This window comes from Dellaglioa sp. CoH-56-MRSF-11 (genome assembly GCF_056782135.1).
Map to the genome: position 1 here is coordinate 1 of NZ_JBXAYE010000103.1, position 276 is coordinate 276.

The window sequence follows — 276 nt, forward strand, 5'->3', positions numbered from 1 at the left end:
GTGCGGTGGACGGCGGAAACAGCATCCGGATTGATGCGTTCCTGTCGATCGTGGACACGAATTACCAAATGTGGCTGGACGCCGCAGAATCGAACAACCAGTTCCGGATGGCGGTTCTGGGCTCAGTAGATGAGCTTCCTGCGTCGCATTTGGCGAGCCCCAACGCGTATATTACCACGGGTGTCGATCAACGCCAGTCGTCGTTCATAGCGTACACGGACCGTACGGGGCTCTGGAATTTTGACGCGTACGACTTCGCGTATCAGGCGCAGGTTC

1 protein-coding gene is annotated in these 276 nt (G+C 57.2%); it reads left to right on the forward strand.

Annotated elements, in window-relative coordinates; all coding sequences use genetic code 11:
* On the forward strand, nt 1-276 hold a 276-nt coding region (locus AC1RPT_RS08015), incomplete at both ends, for a hypothetical protein (protein WP_481763025.1).